The sequence below is a fragment of the Paracidovorax wautersii genome (assembly GCF_900113035.1).
GTDB lineage: Bacteria > Pseudomonadota > Gammaproteobacteria > Burkholderiales > Burkholderiaceae_C > Paracidovorax > Paracidovorax wautersii.
Map to the genome: position 1 here is coordinate 34,593 of NZ_FONX01000003.1, position 15,819 is coordinate 50,411.

17 protein-coding genes are annotated in these 15,819 nt (G+C 70.3%); 5 read left to right on the forward strand and 12 right to left on the reverse strand.

The features are described 5' to 3' along the window. Window positions 1-143: 143 nt before the first annotated feature. The 8 genes from BM070_RS05125 to BM070_RS05160 all read right to left on the reverse strand — a co-directional run bounded on the left by BM070_RS05125 (window position 144) and on the right by BM070_RS05160 (window position 8,575). Window positions 144-974, reverse strand: coding sequence for an SDR family oxidoreductase (locus BM070_RS05125; protein WP_092938231.1), 831 nt, complete (start codon window positions 972-974; stop codon window positions 144-146). 140 nt (window positions 975-1,114) lie between these two features. Beyond that, on the reverse strand, window positions 1,115-2,065 hold the full coding sequence (locus tag BM070_RS05130) for a DMT family transporter (RefSeq protein WP_092938234.1): 951 nt from the start codon (window positions 2,063-2,065) through the stop codon (window positions 1,115-1,117). A gap of 173 nt (window positions 2,066-2,238) precedes the next feature. Next, window positions 2,239-3,750, reverse strand: a complete 1,512-nt coding sequence (locus tag BM070_RS05135) for a tripartite tricarboxylate transporter permease (protein ID WP_092938236.1) — start codon at window positions 3,748-3,750, stop codon at window positions 2,239-2,241. A gap of 18 nt (window positions 3,751-3,768) precedes the next feature. Beyond that, window positions 3,769-4,257, reverse strand: a complete 489-nt coding sequence (locus BM070_RS05140) for a tripartite tricarboxylate transporter TctB family protein (RefSeq protein ID WP_092938238.1) — start codon at window positions 4,255-4,257, stop codon at window positions 3,769-3,771. Window positions 4,258-4,423: 166 nt separating this feature from the next. Further along, the gene (gene tfpB, locus BM070_RS05145) at window positions 4,424-6,211 is read right to left on the reverse strand and encodes a type IV pilus assembly ATPase TfpB (protein ID WP_092938240.1); all 1,788 of its coding nucleotides are present in this window, start codon (window positions 6,209-6,211) and stop codon (window positions 4,424-4,426) included. A 16-nt stretch (window positions 6,212-6,227) separates the two neighbouring features. Continuing rightward, window positions 6,228-7,031, reverse strand: a complete 804-nt coding sequence (locus tag BM070_RS05150; RefSeq protein WP_092938242.1) for a class I SAM-dependent methyltransferase — start codon at window positions 7,029-7,031, stop codon at window positions 6,228-6,230. A gap of 56 nt (window positions 7,032-7,087) precedes the next feature. Further along, the gene (locus BM070_RS05155; protein WP_092938883.1) at window positions 7,088-7,645 is read right to left on the reverse strand and encodes a DNA-deoxyinosine glycosylase; all 558 of its coding nucleotides are present in this window, start codon (window positions 7,643-7,645) and stop codon (window positions 7,088-7,090) included. Window positions 7,646-7,735: 90 nt separating this feature from the next. Continuing rightward, window positions 7,736-8,575, reverse strand: coding sequence for a TatD family hydrolase (locus BM070_RS05160; protein WP_092938244.1), 840 nt, complete (start codon window positions 8,573-8,575; stop codon window positions 7,736-7,738). A 206-nt stretch (window positions 8,576-8,781) separates the two neighbouring features. Between BM070_RS05160 and BM070_RS05165 the strand changes: the two genes are divergently transcribed. Then, complete coding sequence (locus BM070_RS05165; protein WP_092938246.1) at window positions 8,782-9,723, forward strand: S1C family serine protease; 942 nt, start codon at window positions 8,782-8,784, stop codon at window positions 9,721-9,723. A 91-nt stretch (window positions 9,724-9,814) separates the two neighbouring features. On the opposite strand, the gene BM070_RS05170 is transcribed toward BM070_RS05165, so the two are convergent. Next, a complete protein-coding gene (locus BM070_RS05170; RefSeq protein ID WP_092938248.1) occupies window positions 9,815-10,294 on the reverse strand; it encodes a hypothetical protein in 480 nt (159 codons plus the stop codon). Window positions 10,295-10,429: 135 nt separating this feature from the next. Here BM070_RS05170 and BM070_RS05175 point away from each other — a divergent pair, with 135 nt between their 5' ends. The 4 genes from BM070_RS05175 (at window position 10,430) to BM070_RS05190 (ending at window position 13,387) form a co-directional block, all read left to right on the forward strand. Continuing rightward, a complete protein-coding gene (locus BM070_RS05175; RefSeq protein ID WP_092938250.1) occupies window positions 10,430-10,693 on the forward strand; it encodes a DUF3297 family protein in 264 nt (87 codons plus the stop codon). 290 nt (window positions 10,694-10,983) lie between these two features. After that, window positions 10,984-11,328 (forward strand): DUF3649 domain-containing protein, encoded by a 345-nt coding sequence (locus BM070_RS05180; RefSeq protein ID WP_139222769.1) that lies wholly within the window; start codon window positions 10,984-10,986, stop codon window positions 11,326-11,328. Further along, window positions 11,325-13,034: a PepSY-associated TM helix domain-containing protein gene (locus tag BM070_RS05185; protein WP_092938252.1), complete on the forward strand. Its 1,710-nt coding sequence runs from the start codon at window positions 11,325-11,327 to the stop codon at window positions 13,032-13,034. Before BM070_RS05180 ends, BM070_RS05185 begins: the two co-directional genes overlap by 4 nt. Next, the gene (locus tag BM070_RS05190) at window positions 13,031-13,387 is read left to right on the forward strand and encodes a DUF3325 domain-containing protein (protein ID WP_092938254.1); all 357 of its coding nucleotides are present in this window, start codon (window positions 13,031-13,033) and stop codon (window positions 13,385-13,387) included. Before BM070_RS05185 ends, BM070_RS05190 begins: the two co-directional genes overlap by 4 nt. Before the next feature lie 46 nt (window positions 13,388-13,433). On the opposite strand, the gene BM070_RS05195 is transcribed toward BM070_RS05190, so the two are convergent. The 3 genes from BM070_RS05195 to BM070_RS05205 all read right to left on the reverse strand — a co-directional run bounded on the left by BM070_RS05195 (window position 13,434) and on the right by BM070_RS05205 (window position 15,760). Next, a complete protein-coding gene (locus BM070_RS05195; protein ID WP_217648931.1) occupies window positions 13,434-13,946 on the reverse strand; it encodes a hypothetical protein in 513 nt (170 codons plus the stop codon). Window positions 13,947-14,007: 61 nt separating this feature from the next. After that, window positions 14,008-15,141: a hypothetical protein gene (locus tag BM070_RS05200; RefSeq protein WP_092938256.1), complete on the reverse strand. Its 1,134-nt coding sequence runs from the start codon at window positions 15,139-15,141 to the stop codon at window positions 14,008-14,010. A gap of 67 nt (window positions 15,142-15,208) precedes the next feature. Next, the gene (locus tag BM070_RS05205; RefSeq protein WP_092938258.1) at window positions 15,209-15,760 is read right to left on the reverse strand and encodes a general stress protein; all 552 of its coding nucleotides are present in this window, start codon (window positions 15,758-15,760) and stop codon (window positions 15,209-15,211) included. Window positions 15,761-15,819 lie beyond the last annotated feature (59 nt).

The following is a 15,819-nucleotide window of genomic DNA, read 5'->3' on the forward strand; positions in this document are numbered from 1 at the left end:
AATCGGGCGCAGCATCGGCAGACGCGTCCCGGCCCGTATGGCCGCCATTTTGCGTGGCGGCGGTGCCGGGAGGTGGAATGGGCCTGACTGCCGCCGAATGCATCATGACGGCGGCCGCCCAGCCCCGGGCTGCCGCCCGCGCCTCAGAAGGTGCCGCCGTAGGCACCTCCGTCCGCCAGCACGTTCTGGCCGGTCATGTAGCCGGCCTGCACGCTGCAGAGGAAGGCGCAGATGGCGCCGAATTCCTGCGGCGTGCCATAGCGCCCGGCGGGAATGGCGGCCTGCTGCGCGCGGCGCACGTCGTCCACGCTCTTGCCGGACTTGGAGGACGCGGCCTTCACCGTGGCCGCGAGCCGGTCGGTGTCGAACTTTCCGGGCAGCAGGTTGTTGATGGTCACGCCCCGCGCAGCGATGCCGCTGCGCGCCGTGCCGGCCACGAAGCCGGTGAGCCCGCTGCGCGCGCCGTTGGACAGGCCCAGGATGTCGATGGGCGCCTTCACCGCGCTGGAGGTGATGTTGACGATGCGGCCGAAGCCGCGCCCGGCCATGCCGTCCACCGTGGCCTTGATGAGCTCGATGGGCGTGAGCATGTTGGCGTCCACCGCCTTGATCCAGGCCTCGCGGTCCCAGTCGCGGAAGTCGCCCGTGGGCGGGCCGCCCGCATTGGTGACCACGATGTCGAACGCCGTGCCCGGGCCGCCCGGCACCGCGAACGCGGCGGCTCGGCCTTCGGTCGTGGTGATGTCGGCCGCCACGGAGAGCACCACGGGCTGCGGCCCCTTCATGCCGCCCGCCCGCGTGGCGTCGTCGGAGGCCGCGACCAGATGCGCGGCCGCCTGGGCCAGCGCCTCGGCATTGCGCGCATTGATGACGACGTTGACGCCCTCGCGCACCAGTGCCTCGGCGCAGCCCAGCCCCAGGCCCTTGCTGGCGCCGCACACCAGCGCCCACTTACCGGCGATACCCAGATCCATAAATCAAACGCTCCTGTGGCGGCCTTGGGGCCGCTATATCGGTTCGCCGGAATCATAGTGGCGAACAACGAAACGACCGCGCTGCGGTGGCTATCGCAGCGCCCTGCCGATTGCCTTCGCCTCAGAACGTGAACACGTTCTCAGCCCCCGCGCGGCCGGGCCATGCGCGTGAACACGAAGATGCCCGCCATCACCAGCACCGTGCCCACCGCCACGGCCGGAGTGAAGGGCTCGCCCAGCAGCCACACGCCCAGCAGGATGGTGGACAGCGGGCCGATCATGCCGGTCTGCGCCGTCAGGTCCGCCCCGATGCGCTCGATGGCCAGCATCACCAGCAGCACCGGCACCGCCGTGCAGAGCGTGGCGTTGAGCAGCGACAGCCAGATCACCTCCGGCGCCACCCACGCGGCCGACAGCGGCCGCAGCACCGCGAACTGCAGCAGGCAGAAGAGGCACGCCACCGTGGTGGCCAGCCCCACCAGCCGCAGCGCGCCCAGGCGCCGCACCATCTCGCCGCTGTAGACGAGGTACACCGCATAGCTCACCGCCGAGAGGAACACCAGCAGCACGCCCCAGGCCACGTGCGCGCCCTGCAGGCGCACCTCGGTGCCGAACACCAGCAGCACGCCGCAGTAGCTGATGGCCATGCCCAGCAGCTGCCCCCAGCGCACGCGGCGTCCGTAGAGCACCCAGCCCAGCAGCACGACCAGCGTGGGGTTGAGATAGAGGATCAGCCGCTCCAGGCTGGCGCTGATGTAGGCCAGCCCCGCGAAGTCGAGAAAGCTCGCCAGGTAGTAGCCCGTGAAGCCCAGCCAGGCCACGCCCGCCCAGTCGCGCCGCGTGAGCGGCGCACGGCCCCGGCTGGACCACCACGCCATGGCCGCGAAGATCGGCAGCGCGAACAGCATGCGGTACATGATGAGCGTGACCGCATCCACCCCGTGCCGGTAGGCCAGCTTGACGATGATGGCCTTGGCGCTGAAGGCGATGGCGCCGAAGAAGGCCAGCACGAGGCCGAGGGACAGCGCGGGCCTGCGCTGCGGCGGCGACGGCGGAGCTGGTGGAGGTGGGGAGGATGGATCGAGCGACATGAAGGCGGGAATGGCAGGAACGGAGCGGCGCCGTGGCGAAGGCGCGACGCCAAGGGCAGCCCCCAATTGTCGCGGCGTGCCGGCGGCCCCAATGCAAACGGCACCCGAAGGTGCCGTCTCGTTGCAGCAGGCCAGGCACCGCCAGTCGCGGCGCCGGCCCGGGGGCGGTTTCGTCAGTCCTCGACGAAGGCCTCTTCGCGCTTGTTCTTCACGGCCGGCAGCAGCACGATGATGAGCAGCAGCACGGCGGCGGCCAGCAGGCCCGCGGAGATGGGGCGCGTGACGAACACGCTCCAGTCGCCGCGCGAGAGCAGCAGCGCCCGGCGCAGGTTCTCTTCCATCATCGGGCCCAGGATGAAGCCCAGCAGCAGCGGCGCGGGTTCGGTGCCCAGCTTGTAGAAAACATAGCCGATGAAACCGAAGATGCCCACCAGCCACACGTCGAAGGTGTTGTTGTTGGTGCCGTAAACGCCCACCGCGCAGAAGAGCACGATGGAGGGGAACAGCCAGCGGTAGGGCACGGTCAGCAGCTTGATCCACATGCCGATCAGCGGCAGGTTCAGGATGATGAGCATGGCGTTGCCCAGCCACATCGAGGCGATCAGGCCCCAGAACAGCTCGGGGTTGCTGGTCATCACCTGCGGGCCCGGCTGGATGTTGTGGATGGTCATGGCACCCACCATCAGCGCCATCACGGCGTTGGGCGGAATGCCCAGCGTGAGCAGCGGGATGAAGGAGGTCTGCGCACCGGCGTTGTTGGCCGATTCGGGAGCCGCCACACCGCGGATGTTGCCCTTGCCGAAAGGCACTTCGCCCGGTTTCAGCTTGGTCTTCTTCTCGATGGTGTAGGCCGCGAAGGCCGCCAGCAGCGCGCCGCCGCCGGGCAGGATGCCCAGGGCAGAGCCCAGGGCCGTGCCGCGCAGCACGGCGGGAATCATGCGCTTGAAGTCTTCCTTGGTGGGGAACAGGCCCTGCACCTTGGCCGTGAACACCTCGCGGTCCTCCTCGGGCTTGGAGAGGTTGGCGATGATCTCGCCGTAGCCGAACACGCCCATGGCGATCACGACGAAGTTGATGCCGTCGGTCAGCTCTGGGATGTCGAAGCTGTAGCGGGCCACGCCCGAGTTCACATCGGTGCCCACCAGGCCCATCAGCAGGCCCAGCACGATCATGGCCACGGCCTTGAGCAGCGAGCCCGAAGCCAGCACCACGGCGCCGATCAGGCCCAGCACCATCAGCGAGAAGTATTCTGCCGGGCCGAACTTGAAGGCGACCTCCGTCAGCGGCGGCGCGAAGGCGGCCAGGATCAACGTGCCCACGCAGCCGGCGAAGAACGAGCCCAGGCCGGCGGCGGCGAGCGCCGGGCCCGCACGGCCCTTGCGCGCCATCTGGTAGCCGTCGATCACGGTGACCACCGAGGATGATTCTCCCGGCAGGTTCACCAGGATGGCGGTGGTCGATCCGCCGTACTGCGCGCCGTAGTAGATGCCGGCCAGCATGATGAGCGCGGCCACAGGCGGCAGCGCGTAGGTGGCGGGCAGCAGCATGGCGATGGTCGCCACGGGCCCGATGCCGGGCAGCACGCCGATCAGCGTCCCCAGGATACAGCCGATCAGGCAGTAGATGAGGTTCTGGAAGGTGAAGGCGACGCCGAAGCCGGTCGCCAGGTTGTCAAACAATTCCATGGTTTTCGATGCTCCCGCTCAACCCGAAATGAAACTGGGCCAGACGGGGAACTGGAGTTTCAGCGCCCAGACGAAAGCCACGTAGCTGCCCGCAGCCAGCACGGTTGCCAGCAGGAACGTTTCCTTGTAATTGACCTTCTCGCCGGCATGCGCGGCGATGAACACCAGGCCGTAGATGGCCACCATCAGGCCCATGGCCGGCACGCCGAAGCTCGGCAGGCCCGCCAGCAGGATGCCGAAGGCGAAGTTGGACGCCAGGATGAAGAAGATCTGCTTCCAGGCCCACTTGCCGATCTTGTCGCCGTCGGCGCTTTCCACCACGGTGGAATAGAACACGATGGCGCCACCCAGGATGGCCAGCAGGATGCCCAGGATCAGCGGGAAGTAGCCCGGGCCCATGCGCGCGCCGGAGCCCACGCTGTAGGTCGTGGCGCCCACGGCGAACGCGACCCCCACGCCCATGAACATGAGCCCTGAAAAGAAGTCTTTCTGACTCTTGATTTTCACGAAAACATCTCCTTACGGGAAATTGACAGGCGATTGTGCAGCCCGGCCTTGACCGTATCGTTGTGGATACCACCTACCGCGCGCCTAGGGAAAACCGCAGGGCGCGAACGGCCCCGAAGGCGCACGCGCGCCAGGGCATCCGGGGCCCGCGCAGGGCCCGCGGGGCTCACTCCATCGGCGGGGTGGAGGCGATGACTTCGTCGAGCGTGGTCAGGCCCTCGGCCACGCGCAGCGCGCCTGCGAGGCGCAGCGGGCGCATGCCGTCCTGCACGGCCTGGCGGCGCAGCTGGTCGATGGAGGGCGTCTGGTGGATGCGCTCCTTGAGCGCCTCGCTCACGGTGAGCAGCTCGTAGAGGCCCATGCGGCCGCGGAAGCCGGTCATGCGGCAGTCCACGCAGCCCACCGGGCGGTAGGGCTGGTAGCTGCCGGTGAGCTTCCAGGGCTTGACGACCTCGGCCAGCGCCTCGGGCCGGGCCTCGGTATCGCGCACGCGGCACTGGCGGCAGAGCGTGCGCACCAGCCGCTGCGCCAGCACGCCCAGCAGCGTGGCGTTGATGAGATAGGGCGGCACGCCCAGCTCCATGAGCCGGGTCACGGCGCTGGGCGCGTCGTTGGTGTGCAGCGTGCTGAAGACGAGGTGGCCGGTGAGCGCCGCCTGCACCGCCATGTCGGCCGTGGCCAGGTCGCGGATCTCGCCCACCATGAGCACGTCCGGGTCCTGGCGCATCAGCGCGCGCAGGCCTTCGGCGAAATTGAAGTCCAGCTGCGGCTGCACCTGCGTCTGGTTGAAGCTGGGCTCGATCATCTCGATCGGGTCCTCCACCGTGCTCACGTTGACCTCTTCGGTCGCCACGCGCTTGAGCGTGGAATAGAGCGTGGTGGTCTTGCCCGAGCCGGTGGGCCCGGTCACCAGGATGATGCCGTGCGGGCGCTTGACAAGCTGCTCCCAGCGCTGCGCGTCGTGCTGCGAGAAGCCCAGCGCGTCCAGGTCCTTGACGGCGTTGTCGGGGTCGAAGATGCGCATCACCATCTTCTCGCCGAAGGCGGTGGGCAGGGTCGAGAGGCGCATTTCCACCTCTTCGCCGCGCGGGTTGCGGGTCTTGATGCGGCCGTCCTGCGGGCGGCGGCGCTCGACCACGTCCATGCGGCCCAGCAGCTTCACGCGCGCCACCATGGCGTTGAGCACGCCCATGGGCATCTGATAGACCGGGTGCAGCACGCCGTCGATGCGGAAGCGGATCACGCCCTGCTCGCGGCGCGGCTCCAGGTGGATGTCGCTGGCGCGCTGGTCGAAGGCGTACTGCCAGAGCCAGTCCACCACGCGGACCACGCCTTGGTCGTTGGCGTCGAGCTGCTTGTTGCTCTGGTTCAGCTCCACCAGTTGCTCGAAGCTGCCGGCGCCGCTGTTGCCGCCGGATTTCTGCGCCGCGCGTACCGACTTGGCCAGCGCGAAGAATTCGGCCGTGTAGCGCTGGATGTCCAGCGGGTTGGCGACCACGCGGCGCACGCGGCGGCGCGACTGGCGCTCCACCTCGGCCACCCAGTCGTCGATGAAGGGCTCGGCCGTGGCCACCACCACTTCCTGCGGCGTCACCTGCACGGGCAGCACCTTGTGGCGCTCGGCGTAGCTCGCGCTCATGGCGTCGGCCACGCGGCCCACGTCCACCTTCAGCGGATCGATGCGCAGATAGGTCAGGCCGCTGCGGTTGGCCACGTACTGCGTGAGCATCTCCACGTCCAGCGGCTTGCCGTCGGCCGCGCGCGCCATAGCCACATTGGCCAGCCGCACCAGCGGGTGCTGGCGGCTCTCGGCCTGGGCGCAGCGGGCGATGGTTCGGTCGGCCTCCTCGCCGGCGATGACGCCGTCGGCGCGCAGCCATTCGACGATGCGCCGCCAGTCGAGCGGGCCGGCGGGGGTGGCGGAAGCGGCAGCAGCGGTGGCGGGGGCATCCATGGCGGGTCTTCCGGTGTCAGCCCACGGGCTTGAAGACGCGCGGCCACTTGGCAGCCGGCAGGTCCCAGCGGGCCTGCACGGCCTCCGCGCGGGCCAGCAGATCGGCGCGCTTGGGCGCCGTGGGCGTGCGCTGGGCCAGCACCACGGTGTTGCCCTCGCGCGTGGGCTTGAAGGCCCAGAGCGCGTCGGCGCCGAAGGCCTCGGCCATCTTGCCCAGGCTGCGTTCGTAGCTGGAAGAGCGGCCGAAGAGGTTGACGGTCATGGCGCCGTCGTCGGTCAGCAGGGCGCGGCAGTCGGCATAGAACTCGGCGCTGTCGAGCACGGGCGCGGCGGCCTCGTGGTCGTACAGATCGACCGCCAGCGCATCGACCGTGCCCAGCCATTCGGGCTTGCGGATCTCGCGGGCGGCATCGGCCAGCACCACGCGCAGCTTGGCGCCGTCGGGCGGCAGCTTGAACCAGCTGCGGCAGACGGCCAGCACCTGCGGGTTGAGCTCGATGGCGGTGCAGCACATGCGCAGCTTCTTGTGGCAGAACTTGGTGATGGCGCCCGCGCCCAGGCCCAGCTGCATGGCGTGGCGCTTGCCCACGCTGGCCGGCTCCACGAAGAGCAGCCAGGCCATCATGCGCTGCACGTATTCCAGCTCGATATCGAAGGGATCGGCCACGCGCATGGAGCCCTGGATCCAGGGCGTGCCCAGATGCAGGTGGCGCACGTCGCCGTCTTCGGAGACGCTGACTTCGGGCAGTTCGGCCGCGGATTTCTTGCGGGCCGGCGCACGCGCGGCGGAGGGTTGGGGGGCGGTCGTCGAATCAGTCACATCAAAAATCAGGTCAGATCAGGTCAGGTCAGGTCAGGTCAGGTCAGTCAGTCGCATCAATCCGGCAGGCCGAAAGGGGCCAGGGCCTCCGCCCAGGCCGCGCATTTGCGCTCGAAGCTCCAGGAAGCGTTCGCCGGGCTGGTCGATGGCAGCCTCAAGGAGGCGATGGCGCCCTCGCCGCCCGCGTCCTGAGGCGGCAGCCCCAGGCTGGCGCGCACGGCACGGGCATGGCGGAAGCTTTCCCCGCCATTGTGGGCGATGGCGGCCAGCGCCGGCACGGTGGCGCGCAAGGCCGCGAAATCGTTGACCACGGCGTTGCGGATGTCCGCGTCCAGGCTGCCTTCGCGCTCGCAGGCGGCATAGACGTCCCACAGGCCCAGCCCCCGCGCCAGCAGCCAGGCGCAGCGGCCGGCGTAGTCGCCGGGCCCGGGCTGCGGCTGGCCCGGCCAGAGCGCCTGCAGGATGCGCCAGAACTGGTTCTGCGGATGGCCGTAGTACTGCCCTGCCCGAAGCGAGGCCACGCCCGGAAAGCTGCCCAGGATGAGCACGCGCGTGCCCGCCGCCACCACGGGCGGCAGGCCGGTGAGCGGCGGTGCGGCGAGAGGGGTAGGCATGGCGGGCACGGGGCTGGGAATCATCTGGTCTTTGCTACCAAAAATATAGCTCATCGCCCAGGATGGACCTGGGCTGGCGGCCCAAAACGCTCAGATATCCGGGCACAGGGCACGCAGGCGCGGCAGCGCCTCGATGGCGTTGGCGCTGCTGGCGCGGGCCAGCTCGGCCACCGGCATGCCGCGCAGCGCGGCGATCGCCTCGGCGATGCGCGGCAGCTCGCCCGGCGCATTGCGCGCCGCGGGCACGCCGGCCGCGCGCTGGGCGGCCGTCACGTAGAGCCAGTGCGGCGGGATGTCGGGCGCATCGGTTTCCAGCACCAGCGATGCGAGCGGCAGCTCGGCCGCCAGCCGGCGCAGCTGCAGCGCCCGGTCGTAGGTGACGGCACCACCGAAGCCCAGCTTGAAGCCCAGGCCGATGAAGGCCTCGGCCTGCTGCCGGCTGCCGTTGAAGGCGTGGGCGATGCCGCCCGTCACGGGAATGTCGCGCAGGCCCTTGAGCACCTTGTCCACCGAACGGCGCGTGTGCAGGATCACCGGCAGGCCGAAGCGCTGCGCCAGCCGCAGCTGGGCGCGGAAGATCGCTTCCTGCCGCGCGGCATCCAGGCCGGGCACGAAGAAATCCAGGCCGATCTCACCCACGGCCACCAGGTGCGGGTCGGCCTGGTGGGCGGCCAGCGCATCCTCCAGCGCGGGCAGGTCGCCGTCCTGCGCGCCGGGGGTGAAGAGCGGGTGGATGCCCAGCGCATAGCTGTCGCCATGGCGGTGGGCGAGCTGGCGCACGGCGTCCCAGTTGGCCCGCTCCACCGCCGGCAGCACGCAGTGGGCCACGCCGCGTCCGGCGGCCTCGTGGCGCGTGGCGTCGGCATGCGCCTGGCCGCCGTGGGCGACGAATTCGTCGAGGTGTACGTGGGTGTCTATCCATGCGGCCATGCGCCGATGATGCCAGCCGCACCATGCCCGGGCTGAAGTGCGCCCAGGAAACACGCAGACACAAATTGGGGCGCTCGTTCCGTGCTACCGTCAGCGCAGCAATCTTTCCCGGGCCGCGAGCGTTCCGGCGTGCAGCGCCAGCCCCCCGGCACCTGCTCGCCTGGGCGACACTGGCCCCTTTCTTTGGTTATGAGGTGACAGACAGCATGCCCCGGTTCGGCCGCTTGCGCTCATCACAGTCGGCCGGGCAGCAGGGCCTCGGCACCGCCCGCACTCCCGCATCCGGCCCCGCCGCGCCCGCAGGCCACCCCCATGCGATCTGGTACGGCAGCGCCATCGGCGTGCTCGGCACTCTGCTGGCCGTCAGCGTCTGGTGGGGCCTGCAGCGCGTGCCGGCACCCACCGCCGCCTCCACCCCCCAGCCGCCGGCGCCCGCGCCCGCGTCCGCGTCCACGGCAACGACCTTCAGCCAGCACGAGATCGACGAGGCCGTGCGGCGCTCGCTGGAAAGCCGCCCCCTGCCATCGCCCGCCACCCGCGCCGCCGCGGCGGTGGCGCCCTCGGTCGTGCGCGTGGTGGGCTACGGGCGCACGCGCAAGGGCCGGGAGTTCGAGCGCGGCATCGGCACCGGCGTGGTGGTGGTGGAACGCGGCGTCATCCTCACCAACCTGCACGTCGTCAAGGGCGCCTACCGCATCAACGTGACCTTCGCCGACGGCTCCGATTCGCAGGCCAAGGTGACCGGCATGCAGCCGCAGAACGACATCGCCGTGCTGCAGGCCCAGCGCGTGCCCGACCACCTGCAGGCCGCGCCGCTGCGCTCCACCCAACACCTGCGGCCCGGCGACCAGGTGGTGGCGCTGGGCTTTCCGTTCGGCATCGGGCCGTCGGTGTCGGCGGGCGTGGTCTCGGGCCTGCATCGCGAATTCGAATCGCCCGACGGCGGCCAGGAGATCAGCAACCTGATCCAGTTCGACGCCGCCGCCAACCCCGGCAACTCCGGCGGCCCGCTGGTCACCATGGACGGCGAGGTGGTCGGCATCGTCACCGCCATCCTCAACCCCACGACGGCGCGCACCTTCATCGGCATCGGCTTCGCCGTGCCCATCGAGAACGCGACCGCCGCCATCGGCAGGCAGGTGCGCTGAATCCCGCTCCGCCGGGCAGCCCAGCGACAAATAAAAAAGCCATGCACCTCCGAAGAGATGCATGGCTTTCAGCCACTGCGCGGCTTGGGGCTCAGGGCGCCTTGGCCACCGCAGGCGCGGGAGCCGTGCCCGTGACAGGAGCGCCTTCCTTTTCCGCGGAACGATCGAACACCAGGGTCTGACCGAACACCAGTTGGACCCAGGTGGGGTAGGTGTAGGCGGTGCCCTTGTTGTGATCGATGATGGCGCCGATACCGCCGCCGAAGATGATGTTGCCCGCCAGGCCCGCATTCGCGCGGGAGATGCCACGGCCTACGGCGTCGGGCTGCTGCGGGTCCTTGCAGACGATGTCCAGATCCTTGCCGGAGCGGCGCACCAGCGTGGTCACGCCCGACTTGGCCTGGGTGGTGCCGTAGTCATTGGTCAGGCTGCATTCGGCACCCGCCACCATCTCGCCCTGGCTGTTCTTGGTTTCGATCTTGATCGGCTGCGTGGTGTCGTTGACGATCGATGCGCAGCCCGTCAGCGCCACAGTGGCGGCCACGATGGCGCCAGAAATCATGCGTTGCATATCCATCCCTCTCTTCGCTTGTCGCTTTGTTGTGAACTCGGCGGATTGTATGGCCCTGTAACAGGGACTTTTGGGCAAACGGCACTGGTACTTGCCCGCACAATCCGGGGCTTTTCCCTCATTCTCTGATCGCCCATGTCCGGAACCACCGACACCACCGCAGCGCAACGCCCCGAACTCCCCGACCATCTCTCCATCGACCCGCGCAGCGCCTTCCATGTGCCCGCCGTGTTCGAGCACGACATCGGCATCCGCCTCAACGGCAAGGAACGGTTCGACGTGGAGGAATACTGCGTGAGCGAAGGCTGGGTCAAAGTGCCCGCCGGCAAGACGCTGGACCGCAAGGGCCGGCCGCTGCTGATCAAGCTCAAGGGCACGGTCGAAGCGTTCTACAAGTAAGCGCGGCCCGCGCGCTGCGATGCAGGCGAGGCATCGCAGCGCAGGCGGCGGCAGCCACGGCCCCTTGCGGCCGATAGGTGGCCGATATGCGGCCAGCCAACGGCGGACAACGCCGCGCCACGCTCCGGCGGGATTGTGGCTGATAACGATTTTCATTTAGAATTTTCGGCTGATCCGCCCGACTGACCCGCGGCCCGGCCCCTGGGCTGCGGGCCCGGTCTTCTTTCTGGCGGCCCCCGGCTGCCCCGCAGCCGGCCGGGGCCCTCGTTGACCACGCCTTGCCGCCGCCCATGACCGCAGATACTCCCCGCCCTCTTTCCGGCGCGCCACGCCTTCGCCTGAGCGATGCCGCGCGCCATCGCTGGGCCGTCGTCTTCCGCGCCATCGCCGCCATCGCCGGCGGCTATGTGCTGGCGGCGCTGTGCTCGACGGCGCTGGCGCTGTGGCTGCCGCTGGCGCGCGCCGAGGCCGTCACCACCGGCGCCCTGGCCTCGTTCGCGGTGTATGCAGGCGCGGTGATGTGGGCCTTCGCGGCGCGCACCGCCGGGCGCGCCTGGGCCGGCATCGCCTGGCCGTGCGCCGTGCTGGGCACGGCGGTGTGGCTCACGCTGCGCGGCGCGGGGAGCGCGGCATGAAGGGCGGCTTCCGCCAGTCGATGGCCTGGCTGCACACCTGGTCGGGCCTGCTGGTCGGCTGGGTGCTGTTCATGGTGTTCGCCTCGGGCACCTCGGCCTATTTCCGGGAAGAGATCAGCTTCTGGATGAAGCCCGAGCTGCACCGCACGCCCGCCGAGCCGGCCGCAGAGCAGGCCCAGGCGGTGGACCAGGCCCTGCGCCTGCTGGAGCGCGAGGGCGCCGGCAGCCCGCGCTGGACCATCGGCCTGCCGGACGCGCGCGACCCCTCCGTGCAGGTGTCGTGGCTGCAGCCCAAGCCCCCCGCAGGCGGCGGCGCCCGCCCGCGCCCCCTGACCGTGAACCTGGACCCGGCCACGGGCGAGCGCCTGGCCGACACCCGCGCCACGCGCGGCGGCGACTTCCTCTACCGCCTGCATTTCGACCTGCACTACATGCCCGCCATGTGGGCGCGCTGGATCATCGGCTTTTGCGCCATGTCCATGCTGGTGGCCATCGTCAGCGGCGTCGTCACGCACCGGCGCATCTTCAGCGACTTCTTCACCTTCCGCCCCCGCAAGGGCCCGCGTTCCTGGCTGGACGCGCACAACGCCGCCGCCGTGCTGGCGCTGCCCTTCCACCTGATGATCACCTACACCGGGCTGGTCACGCTGATGTTCATGTACATGCCCTGGGGCGCGCAGGCGGTCTACAAGGGCGACGAGAAGACCTTCACCGCGGAAGCCTTCCCCAACGCCCGCGCCAACGTGCCGCAGAAGGCCGCCGGCCGCCCCACCCCGCTGGTGCCGATCGCCCCGCTGCTGGAGCAAAGCCGCGCGCACTGGCAGGGCCGTGCCGCGGCGCGCGTGGTGGTCACGCTGCCGGGCGATGCGAACGCCGCCATCACCATCTACCGCGACGACTCCGCGAACCTGTCGGCCAACTACGCCTCCATGGTGTTCGACGGCACGACCGGCCGGCTGATCGAGACGCGGGGCGAGAACATCCCCCCGGCCTCCGAGACGCGCGGCGTCTTCGTGGGCCTGCACATGGCGCATTTCGCCGGGCCGCTGCTGCGCGGGCTGTTCTTTCTCTCGGGCCTGGCCGGCTGCCTGATGGTGGCGACCGGCCTGCTGATGTGGGCCGTGAAGGAACGGCCCAAGCACGCCAAGGCGCTGGCGCGCGGCGGGCGCATCGGCTTCGGGCTGCGGCTGGTGGACGGGCTCAACATCGGCGCCATCGCGGGCCTGCCGCTCGCCATCGCGGCGTACTTCTGGGCCAACCGGCTGATTCCGGTGGGCATCGCCGGCCGCCCGGACCGGGAGATCGCCGCCTTCTTCACCGTGTGGGGCGTGGCCGCGCTGGCGGGCATCCTCTGGCCGTCACGGCGCATGTGGCAGGTGCAGCTCACGGTGGGCGGCATGCTCTTCGCGCTGGTGCCCCTGCTCAACCCGCTGACCGGCGGCTCCGGCCTCTTCACGGCCGCATCCAGCGGCCACTGGAATCTGGTGGGCGTCGATACCGTCTGCCTGCTGCTGGGCGCGGGCCTGCTGAGCAGCGCCTGGTGGCTGGCACGCCGGCAGGCCTCGGCGCGCGGCGCGGGCACGCAGGCACCGCGCCGTGCGGCCAGCAACACCACCGCTGCAGCTGCTGCCGCCCCGCTGCAGCCCGAGCCGTCCCTGGCGCCTGCGCGCCATGCGCTCGGCGCCGCGGAGTCCGCATCGCCATGAGCGCGCCGCACTGCCTTCTGGCTCTCGCGGCCTGCGTGGCCGCGTTCGCCGCGCTGGGCCTGGCCATGGACCGCCACTATGCCGATGCCTATGGCCGCGGCTGCGAACCCAGCCCCGGCCAGCGGCGCAGCCTGCGCCTGGCCGGCGCGGGCGGGCTGCTGCTGTCGCTCTGGGCCTGCCTGGCCGGCGCAGGCACCGCGCATGGCTGGGTGCTCTGGTTCGGGTTGATGACGCTGTCGGCGCAGGCCGTGACGCTGCTGCTGAGCTATGCGCCGCGCCGGGCCCGGCACGCGCTGCAGGGGCTGGGCCTGCTGGCCCTGGCCAGCGCGGCCTGGGCCATCTTGAGCGCTTGAAGCTCCCGGGCGTACCGGCACCGCGGTGCGCCCCACCCCCTTTCGCCTAGAAGCGCGCGTGGATGATGCCGCCGCCCTGCAGCTGGCATTCCCCATCGCCGCCGCCGGCCATGCCGCGCGCGGGGTCGGCCATGTGCAGGCGGCAGCGCATGTGCTGGCCGCCGGGGGTGCGCAGGTTGGCCAGCACCTTGCCGGAGTAGCGGATGGTGAAATCGCGCCAGACATAGGTGTCTGCGCCGCCCCAGCCCCAGTAGGGCCAGTCGGTCCAGCCTTCCGTCCAGCCGTCCCACAGCGGGGCGACGCCTTCGCGCTCGGTCTGCTGGGTGATCTGGAAGAAGTGGCCCTGGTAGGTGGCCTTGGGCAGCGTCGCGGTCATGCTGCCGCTGATGCCCCCGTTCTGGCTGGTCCAGGAGATCAGCACGGGCTCGGCTGCCTTGCCGTGGCGGACCAAGTCGCCGCCGCCCATGCCGGACGACACGGTGCTGCAGGCGCTCAGGCAGGCCAGCACGGCGCAGGCCGCCAGGCCCACTGCGGCGCGGGATTGCGTGGAAGTTTTCATGGTGAAAGACCTCGGTGCGTTGGAGTCTCAGAGAGAAGCCGTGCAGGCCGCTGAGGCGCGCTCAGCTGCCGCTCTTGGCCGCAGGCGCAGCCGACGATGCGGTGGGCGAGGCAGCAGTAGCCGCCGCCGCGCTGCCGCCGCCGGCATGCTCCAGCCGCGCCAGTCCGTTCCTGATGGCATCGAAGCCGTGGGTCAGCTCATGCTGCGTCCAGCGGGCGCCGCTCAGCAGCTTGTCACCCACATCGCGGGCATCGTGGGCGGCGGAGCCGGCAGCGCCGCGGGCTTCGTCCCCGCTCCAGGTCGCGGCGTTCTCCAGGCCCTGCGCTGCCGCCTTGAGTTCGTAGCCGGCGTCGTGATAGGCCTTGTGCGCCAGCGATTCGGTGGCCTTGGCGTGGTAGGCCAGCGCCAGGGCATGGTCCGCCCGGGCGAAGACGGTGGTGAGGTCGCGCTCGGTCTTGACCTTGCCGCGGCTCAGGGCCGTGGCCGTCTTGTCCAGCTGCGCCTCGGCCCCCTGCAGGGCCTTGCGGGCATCGCCATGGGCGCGGGTCGCCTCCAGGCGCAGCAGGGCCGAGGCCTGCCGCACGTCCAGCGCCGCGGACTGGTAGTCCTTCTTGGCGAATTCCGCCAGCGCGGCGGTGAAGTGGCGCTGCGGCTCCTGCGTGACCGGGTACCAGCTCTCCACGTCCGTCAGCACCCAGCGGCGGTCCAGGTCGGCGCGCTGGGCGCGGGTCAGGGTGCGGTCGAGCCCGGCCGTGTCGTGGATCTTGCCGGCGCGCACCTGGTCGGCCGTGTGGTCGATCTGCTTGACCAGGGCGGCCATGCGGGCCTGCACGTCGCGCGCCTGCCTCGCATCGGTGGCGGCCTGTGCCTTGTCGGCCTTGGCGGCCTGCTCGGCCTGGGCATGCAGGGCGCGGGCCGCGGCCTGCAGCGATTCGGCGGCCTTGGCGTTGTCCTTGGCGGCCAGCGCGGTGCGGGCCGCAGCCAGCGAACGGCTCACGTCATCGACCACCGGGGTCAGGCTCAGGTCGTCGTACTGGATCCAGTCGCTGGCCGCAGCGGGTGCTGCGGCCGACGCCGGCTGGGAGGCTGCGGCGGAGGGCGCGGCGGCCGGGGTCTGGGCCATGGAGGCCACGGGGAACTGCGCGAACAGCGCCAGGACAGCGATGGCGGCGGAATGGCGGCGAAGGGACGGCATGGTGATTTTCCTCAGGGGCGTGGCAATGGAATGGGGATCGGTCGGGGTGCCTGGCAAGCAAGCCTCTTCAGGCGTTGATGACGGCATCGTGGGTCTGCACGTCGTTGCTGCTGGCGGCCAGCACTTCGTGCGCGCGGCGGACCTGGTCGGCATCGCCATGCACCAGCACCAGGAACTTGCTGGCCTTCAGGGCGGTTTCGTAGCGCAGCACGGAATCCTTGGGCACGCCCAGCGCCGTGAGGGCCCCCACCAGCGCGCTGAAGCCGCCGCCCAGCACGGCGCCCTGCAGGCCGCCGGCGATGGTGGCGGCCAGCGGGCCCAGCACCACGATGTGGCCCACGACCGGCACGAACATCAGCGCCGAGCCGAACAGGATGCCGGCCAGCCCGCCCCAGAAGGCGCCGAGCTTGCCGAAGAACTTGGCCCGCTCGCCGGCATTGAAGTAGCCCACCACGTTCTCTTCGGTGTGGTAGTCCTTGCCGATGATGGAGATGGACTTCATGTCGAAGCCGGCGTGCGAGAGCTTGCGGATGGCCTCCTCGGCCACCGGGTGCGAGTCGTACACCGCGACGACGATGCTGTGGTCGGGGTTGTGGCTGGAAGGGGTGACGGCATTCATGGCATGGCTCCTCTTGGTGGTTGACCCCGGCAGCAACCCGCTGCCGATGTGTCTTCACT

Bases quoted from the DNA above. Each gene is read 5' to 3' on its own strand.
- BM070_RS05125 (WP_092938231.1), bottom strand. From the start codon at position 974: ATGGATCTGGGTATCGCCGGTAAGTGGGCGCTGGTGTGCGGCGCCAGC.
- BM070_RS05130 (WP_092938234.1), bottom strand. From the start codon at position 2,065: ATGTCGCTCGATCCATCCTCCCCACCTCCACCAGCTCCGCCGTCGCCG.
- BM070_RS05135 (WP_092938236.1), bottom strand. From the start codon at position 3,750: ATGGAATTGTTTGACAACCTGGCGACCGGCTTCGGCGTCGCCTTCACC.
- tfpB (WP_092938240.1), bottom strand. From the start codon at position 6,211: ATGGATGCCCCCGCCACCGCTGCTGCCGCTTCCGCCACCCCCGCCGGC.
- BM070_RS05155 (WP_092938883.1), bottom strand. From the start codon at position 7,645: ATGCCTACCCCTCTCGCCGCACCGCCGCTCACCGGCCTGCCGCCCGTG.
- BM070_RS05160 (WP_092938244.1), bottom strand. From the start codon at position 8,575: ATGGCCGCATGGATAGACACCCACGTACACCTCGACGAATTCGTCGCC.
- BM070_RS05165 (WP_092938246.1), top strand. From the start codon at position 8,782: ATGCCCCGGTTCGGCCGCTTGCGCTCATCACAGTCGGCCGGGCAGCAG.
- BM070_RS05170 (WP_092938248.1), bottom strand. From the start codon at position 10,294: ATGCAACGCATGATTTCTGGCGCCATCGTGGCCGCCACTGTGGCGCTG.
- BM070_RS05175 (WP_092938250.1), top strand. From the start codon at position 10,430: ATGTCCGGAACCACCGACACCACCGCAGCGCAACGCCCCGAACTCCCC.
- BM070_RS05180 (WP_139222769.1), top strand. From the start codon at position 10,984: ATGACCGCAGATACTCCCCGCCCTCTTTCCGGCGCGCCACGCCTTCGC.
- BM070_RS05185 (WP_092938252.1), top strand. From the start codon at position 11,325: ATGAAGGGCGGCTTCCGCCAGTCGATGGCCTGGCTGCACACCTGGTCG.
- BM070_RS05190 (WP_092938254.1), top strand. From the start codon at position 13,031: ATGAGCGCGCCGCACTGCCTTCTGGCTCTCGCGGCCTGCGTGGCCGCG.
- BM070_RS05195 (WP_217648931.1), bottom strand. From the start codon at position 13,946: ATGAAAACTTCCACGCAATCCCGCGCCGCAGTGGGCCTGGCGGCCTGC.
- BM070_RS05200 (WP_092938256.1), bottom strand. From the start codon at position 15,141: ATGCCGTCCCTTCGCCGCCATTCCGCCGCCATCGCTGTCCTGGCGCTG.
- BM070_RS05205 (WP_092938258.1), bottom strand. From the start codon at position 15,760: ATGAATGCCGTCACCCCTTCCAGCCACAACCCCGACCACAGCATCGTC.